Origin of the sequence: Arenicella chitinivorans (assembly GCF_014651515.1) — a bacterium.
GTDB lineage: Bacteria > Pseudomonadota > Gammaproteobacteria > Arenicellales > Arenicellaceae > Arenicella > Arenicella chitinivorans.
Genome location: NZ_BMXA01000013.1, coordinates 1 through 6,428 on the forward strand (window position 1 = coordinate 1; position 6,428 = coordinate 6,428).

The window sequence follows — 6,428 nt, forward strand, 5'->3', positions numbered from 1 at the left end:
AGAATAAACACAAAAGCGCCTTCAGCGCTCGGACGTCTGCTACGCATCCGCCCATGTTATTGGCGTTGTACATATCCGCTACGCGGAGGCGGTTGATTTAAGAGGATTAAAACGGAGACAAGGACATGTCCCAGAACCACGTATTACAAAAGCTATTAAGTCACTACGAGCCGGAGCTGCGCGCACGCAAACTACCGGTGCATCAACGTCGAGCGATCGAGGCGATCGTTGGTTGTCGAACCGAGCGCTATGGGCACACGCGGTATGCGTGTGAGTCCGGGCATGGGGCCATTGACGTCGCGCACTCGTGTCATCATCGAAGTTGCCGGGGTTGTTCGAATCGTGCGCAACATCAGTGGGTTGAATCGCAGCAACGCCGACTACTCGATTGTCCGCATTTTCATGTGGTGTTCACTTTGCCTTCGGTGTATCGAGTGTTGTGGAAGTACAACCGAGAATGGCTGGGTAAGCTACTGTTCAAGTCATCGCGCGAGACCTTAATGTCGGTATTGGGAAGCACACGTTTTGGCGGGTATCAGCCGGGGATTATCGCGTCACTGCACACGTGGGGTCGCCAGTTGAATCTGCATCCGCACATTCACTGTCTGGTGACCGCTGGCGGGTTATCTGGAGCCGGTAAGTGGACCGAGAGCGGTGAGTATTTAGCCCCCGGTCGGGTATTGCGTGAGGTGTATCGCGCCAAGGTCCAGGCGGCGTTGAAAGCCGAGTTACGCAGCGGCCACTTGGTGTTGCCGCCGAGCGAGTCAGTGGGGAGTGTGTTAAAGCGGATTCGCCAAGCGTACGGGGTGAGGTGGAACGTGCGTGTGCAAACCCGGTATGAGCATGGCAAAGGCGTGATGTTGTATCTGTCGCGCTACATCAAAGGCGGCCCGATTCGTGGTGCGCAAATCACGCGCCTGGATGCGCGGGCCATTGAGTTTCGATATCGTGATCATCGCGATGGGCGCATCAAGACGCGCTCGGAGAGACCGATGGAGTTTCTTGATCGCTGGTTAGAGCATGTGCCCGTGGTGGGTACACACACGGTTCGCCACTTCGGCTTGTACGCAGGAGCCAGTCGGCGCAGGCGTAATCAATGCCGTAGGGAACTCGATCCGCAGAGTGAGATGGAATTGGCAGCGTTCGCCATTGGCAGCGTGCAATTGCGCGTGATATTGTTATGTAAGCAGTGCTCGCATCCGATGGTTATTGAGCACAGAACGTTTGGTCCCAGTCTGCAAAAAGGAATTTCCTTAAAGAAGCATCAAGATCGAGGTGGGAATGTACAACAAGACGAAAAAGGCGACTTTGCAAACACAATTTGCGCAAGTCCACCATGACTCAGCGTGCGGAGTCTTTTTTTGCGCTGAGCAAAGCAGCTTTTCTGGGCGTTAACTGGCAAAAAACATGAGTGACGAAGAGTGGAAAGTCTTTTTCAAAATCGCAAATGAAACTCTCGGGAAGGGGTCGTATTCGTCATTGCACTCAAATAGTTGGTGTTCGTGGACGACTTACCAGCGCCTAAGTAGAGATTCTGGCTATTATACTTCAGGTATTCCAAGCCCGGAAGAACTAGAAAATGATCGATTGAATGATGGTGGCACTTGGGGGCAACCATTTCCCTACGCTGAAATTGCTCATCTAATCATTCCAAAACAGTTCGTTCAGGAAGGTGTTGAAAATTCTAAAGCTGTATGGCGAAGAAAGACACAGGATATAGATTTACTTGCTAAAAGATTAAGTTCAAACAAGATACCATTTCTATTGTCAGAATGGGCGTTGGAAATTAGGTCCATAAATTGCAGTTAACAAACAAATCTTGCGGAGCGTCTTACGCTTCGCTTCAGCCGCCCGCAAATTTGGGCGTTATGTGTGCGAAGAGTATTCAGATGAGTAAATTAGAACCATCAAAAATCATATTTTCGCTCATAGCTATTTTGGCTGCTGGCCTAAACATGGAACCTGCAATTAGATACGGCTTACTTGGACAAGCGCCGCTTACAAACTTGTCTTTGTATTCTCCACCAATGTGGGCCTTTGCGGTATTCGGGTTAATCTCAATTGTGAACATAGTTTGCTACATACTACTTTTGTTCGGTAAGAATTGGCCAGTTTGGTTCTTGGGTGCCTTGGCACTACCACACGCATTTTCTATCTATCTTTGTGAAGAACGAAACCTTTTAATGCCTCTAATATTTTTGGCACTGACTGTGTCAGTCATTGCCCGGTTTAAACTCATTATTGAAAGCCAAAAAAGCGAATGAAAAAGACACATAACAAGAACAAACACAAAGCGCTTTCAGCGCTCGGACGCGTGCTACGCCCGCGCCCGTGTTATTGGCGTTATGTTTAGCGAGAACTAAATCATGGAAACCCACCAGAAGCATGAAGTGGCATCAGAGCTATTAGAGTCAGCGCTATATCATTTCTATGATTCAAAGTCTTATTTTTCGGCATTGCATTGTGCTGGCGCAGCTGAAGAAATATTCGGGAGATACGTTTCCTCTTTTGGCGGTAAACATAGTTTTGAAACTGATAAGGCCGCTTTAAAAAGTATCGCTCTAGGTTTGAATGACGAAGAACTTTCAGATCGAGACGCTAATGAGCTTCTAAACGGCGCAAAAAATTCCACAAAACATGGTGTTAGTGATCTTTCTGGTTGTGTAAAAGCATCTGCAAGGCAGATGCTTGAAAGAGCAATAGAGAACTATCATCTGTTAACAACGCACATCGAATTAAAAGAAATAGAGCATCTCACTCGTTTTGAAACCGAGAAATGAAACATAACAAGATTGCAAAAAATGCTGCGCTCGTTTCACTCACTGCGCGGGACGTCGCTTCGCTCCGCCCCTTGCAATGGCGTTAGGCATCGGTCTCTATAGTCATATAGTTGTGTAGTGTTTGACTTGGCAAGTATTTTGATTTATGTTTGCGCGCTCAAGCATTAAGCAAAGAGGTGTCTGTGTCAGAAAATTTAGAAGCTGATTTGGTGATAAGTATCATCAGCCTGCAAAGTAAAATTCAGAAGAGGGTAGGCGCCGCGCTTTCAGTGCATGGTATTGGTCTATCAGAGTACCTTGTTCTAAATCAGCTGTATATCGCTACCAATCAGAAAATGCGACGCAGCGATCTTGCGGAGCAAGTCGGGTTAAGCCCGTCCGGCGTTACCCGTCTTCTCAATCCAATGGAGAAAATAGGTCTTATTGAAAAGTCGTACAATCCTCGTGATGCCAGAGTCAGCCTGGTAGCCCTTTCAGAGACTGGAAAAAAAATTACTGAAGAGGCAAAAATTTCGTTTGAGTATTCTTCAGTTGCATTGTTTGAGTCCATCGAAAAAAAACGGTTAAGCGCATTTTCAGAGCTGCTTAGGGTTGTAGCAAAATGACTAGAGAGCACTACCGACAAGCTCTAATAGATAAAATCGAAACGTCTGTGACTCAAAGCCATGTTATGGCGGGTTCGATTGAAACAGCCTACTTGTCGTCAGGCTCTGGTCAACCTCTTGTCTTGCTACATGGAGCCGGAGCTGGGGCGGTAACTTGGTATCCGTCCATTGGCGCTTTATCAAAGCACTTTCACGTAATTGCCCCCGACATAGTTGGTTACGGTGAATCCGATAAGCCCAAGGCTTCATACGATCGGGTTTATTTTTCCAAATGGCTAAAGGACTTCTTATTGGCAGTCAATATCCCTAAAGCTCACATTGTAGGCTTATCTCAGGGAGGGGCTATTGCACTCCAATTCGTTCTGGATAATCCAAGAATGGTCGACAAGCTTGTTCTCGTTGATGCTGGAGCACTCGGTGCTCAGCCTTCTTTTGCTTCTTTTTTCGGCATGCTTTGGCTGAATTGTATTCCTTCTTCTCTGGCAAATCGATTTTACTCACGCTATATATTGTTCGATCCTGTTAATAGGGATCCCAATCACGCGCACTATTCCGTAGAAGTTCTTAAGAGCAAGGGCGGCAAGAATGCTTTTCGCCACGGAAAAGGTGCGGCGGTATCGAAGATACCCGAGGATGCTCTTCGTCAAATAAAAAATGAATCTCTGATTGTTTGGGGAGAAGATGACGAGCTCTTTTCTATAGAAAATGGCGAGGCGACAGCTAAGGTTATGCCAAATGCGCAGTTTTCTCGTATTCGGAGCGCTGGGCACTTGCCGCTAATGGATCAGCCTGAGGTCTTTAACAATACTCTTCTTGAGTTTTTGATGGAAAGTTAAATAATCGAGGAGAAGCAAGCCTAACAAAGCATTGCACCGGACAAGCCGGTGAATGCGGCGTTAGATATACAGAGAAACTGGACTGCAATCGAATGAATCGCCTAAATGATGAATCGCTTAAACAACTGCACCGATTAAGCGCACGGCTGTGGGATTTCTCACCTTCGCACGATAGGTTGACGTATCGTATTAATACTACTAACCCTGAGTCAGAAAAGTATTTAATCTTTATTGAATGCGATGCCATAGAAACTCTAGTTTTCTGGAAAATAACAAACCTTAGAATCAGCAAAGAAGGTGGTTTACTTATCGTTGAAGACAACGACATGAAAATTAAATGCAAGGAGGTTTTTCTTGAGAGCGGCTATACACTCGATTATTTCAATGACAAGTATGGCAGTAACTGAAATGATATCTAACAAGTTTGCAAAATTTGCTACGTTCGTTTCACTCACTGCGCGGGACGCGTTTTCAACGCGCCCCTTGCAAAGGCGTTATTGTGAATTAAGTTATGGATGAAATTCTAGATTTTGCAAAGCCTGTATTTAGGTTCCTTTTATGGCAGTTAATCTGGTTAACTCTATTATTCAATGTTGGTCGAGTTTCCTTACTTGCAATTACTCTTGGCAAATACCCAAGAGGGAACCTTCAACCAAAAGATCAAACAATCGCTTCAACATTTGGCTTGGCAATTGTTTTTCTTGTTTGGTTATCAATAGTAATTTTTAATAGACTACAGTGAATAAAATCACAATAACAAGAATCAAAAGTACGCCTAACGGCGGGACGCTCCTGTCGTCGCGCCCCTTTGTTTGGCGTTATATGCACAATGGCTAAAGCGACTTTTAATCAAAAAAAGATGTTTCCCGATCAAAGGGTTTTTAGGCAAAGCTTTCTGGAAAACTGTACAGAGACACAACTAAGAAACCTGATAATGAAGTTCGCTTCTGCTGAGGCTCGTTGTAGAGTTCTTGGAAAGTCTTATCAGTGGAAATCTTTAAGAGATAAAGCAATAATAATTTACGAAAAAACGTATAAGAATGTTCCATCTATTCTTACGGGCCATTCGTTACCAAAACCGTTTGGTAACGTACTCTTTGATAAAGAAACAAATGATTGGTTTAAAGGCATATAACAAGGCAAAACACTGCCGCTTCGCTCGGACGCGGTACCCGCGCCCGTGTTCACGGCGTTAGTTGTACTGATGAAACAGTTGTTACAGTTCACATTCGTGTATTTACCCTTGATAGTATTAGTAGGGTTGGTTTGGAGCTTGAACTTTAAGAAAATTGGGCAGCCAATCATCACCAAAACATGGTTGTTTACAGCTGTTTTGGCGCTTATATTTTTTTCCACCGTGCACTTCATTCTTCTAATGGGATATACCATTGACGAAACCTTTACTATTGAAGAGATAAAAGCACTCCGAAAATTTAGAATTAATACCTTATGTTGTATCTTTATAACCTATAGCTTAATGTCATTTCGAGGAAAGTACTTGAATGACAACTAACAAGTTTGAAAACTTACGGTCACTTCGTTCCCTCGGACGCGCAGAAAACGCGCGCCCGTTTCAAAGGCGTTATGTGTAAATGAGTCGGGCGGTCATGAATCAAAAATGTAGGCTTTATGTAAATGGTGACCAGTATATCTTTAATAGTATTGAAGTGGCTAAAGCCAGAGCTATGGAATATATGGTATTAAAAGCAGAGCTACGAATTGAGTATTTGTTTGAATCTGAGGAACACGATTTCTGGGCGTGGGAATATGAAAATTGTGTGTGGGCCCCCTCCTAAAAATTCTATGTTAGCTGGCGTAATTACTGCGGGTATCACTCTATACATTTCGTGGCTGCATAACCCGCAGTGTGAAATACACTGTGAAGGCTCAGTAGAATGGCGGCACTAGCTACTACCTGGTGTTTCTGCTTTTATAACGGCGCTATGTGCTACCAAGAAATCAGGAATGATGAGTGAATAAAGAATTTGTAAACAAATGGGCTGGATTACTGAGTAAAAAGCTCGGAAGAAGTGAAGCGGAAATAGAAAAACGAGGTTTGTCAGCGTATGACTTTTCGCCATCGACAAGCGTTGAGATATATTACTCAGAAAGTTCTATTATAAAATTCGATTCTGCTTTCTGGTAAGGCCTGAGTTTCCTAGACACTTTCCTGCTTCAAAAAATATCGCTCTTCGTACACCGTCGGC

General features: G+C 44.5%; 7 protein-coding genes. All 7 read left to right on the top strand.

Translation table 11 applies throughout. The features are described from left to right. Window positions 1-125 precede the first annotated feature (125 nt). Window positions 126-1,340: an IS91 family transposase gene (locus tag IE055_RS17705; RefSeq protein ID WP_189403028.1), complete on the top strand. Its 1,215-nt coding sequence runs from the start codon at window positions 126-128 to the stop codon at window positions 1,338-1,340. Between the two features lie 67 nt (window positions 1,341-1,407). Beyond that, window positions 1,408-1,809 carry a hypothetical protein gene (locus IE055_RS17710; RefSeq protein ID WP_189403029.1) on the top strand — a complete coding sequence of 134 codons (402 nt, stop codon included), beginning with the start codon at window positions 1,408-1,410 and terminating at the stop codon, window positions 1,807-1,809. A gap of 80 nt (window positions 1,810-1,889) precedes the next feature. Beyond that, complete coding sequence (locus IE055_RS17715) at window positions 1,890-2,264, top strand: hypothetical protein (RefSeq protein WP_189403030.1); 375 nt, start codon at window positions 1,890-1,892, stop codon at window positions 2,262-2,264. 102 nt (window positions 2,265-2,366) lie between these two features. Next, entirely contained in the window at window positions 2,367-2,780 is a 414-nt protein-coding gene (locus IE055_RS17720; RefSeq protein WP_189403031.1) for a hypothetical protein, read from the top strand. A gap of 182 nt (window positions 2,781-2,962) precedes the next feature. Further along, window positions 2,963-3,385 (top strand): MarR family winged helix-turn-helix transcriptional regulator, encoded by a 423-nt coding sequence (locus IE055_RS17725; protein WP_229794361.1) that lies wholly within the window; start codon window positions 2,963-2,965, stop codon window positions 3,383-3,385. Next, window positions 3,382-4,221 carry an alpha/beta fold hydrolase gene (locus IE055_RS17730; protein WP_189403032.1) on the top strand — a complete coding sequence of 280 codons (840 nt, stop codon included), beginning with the start codon at window positions 3,382-3,384 and terminating at the stop codon, window positions 4,219-4,221. Before IE055_RS17725 ends, IE055_RS17730 begins: the two co-directional genes overlap by 4 nt. A gap of 511 nt (window positions 4,222-4,732) precedes the next feature. Further along, window positions 4,733-4,963: a hypothetical protein gene (locus IE055_RS17735; RefSeq protein WP_189403033.1), complete on the top strand. Its 231-nt coding sequence runs from the start codon at window positions 4,733-4,735 to the stop codon at window positions 4,961-4,963. The last annotated feature ends 1,465 nt before the right edge of the window (window positions 4,964-6,428 follow it).

What these genes read in the sequence shown, in the direction of transcription:
- IE055_RS17705 (WP_189403028.1), top strand. Translation starts at nt 126, where the DNA reads ATGTCCCAGAACCACGTATTACAAAAGCTATTAAGTCACTACGAGCCG.
- IE055_RS17710 (WP_189403029.1), top strand. Translation starts at nt 1,408, where the DNA reads ATGAGTGACGAAGAGTGGAAAGTCTTTTTCAAAATCGCAAATGAAACT.
- IE055_RS17715 (WP_189403030.1), top strand. Translation starts at nt 1,890, where the DNA reads ATGAGTAAATTAGAACCATCAAAAATCATATTTTCGCTCATAGCTATT.
- IE055_RS17720 (WP_189403031.1), top strand. Translation starts at nt 2,367, where the DNA reads ATGGAAACCCACCAGAAGCATGAAGTGGCATCAGAGCTATTAGAGTCA.
- IE055_RS17730 (WP_189403032.1), top strand. Translation starts at nt 3,382, where the DNA reads ATGACTAGAGAGCACTACCGACAAGCTCTAATAGATAAAATCGAAACG.
- IE055_RS17735 (WP_189403033.1), top strand. Translation starts at nt 4,733, where the DNA reads ATGGATGAAATTCTAGATTTTGCAAAGCCTGTATTTAGGTTCCTTTTA.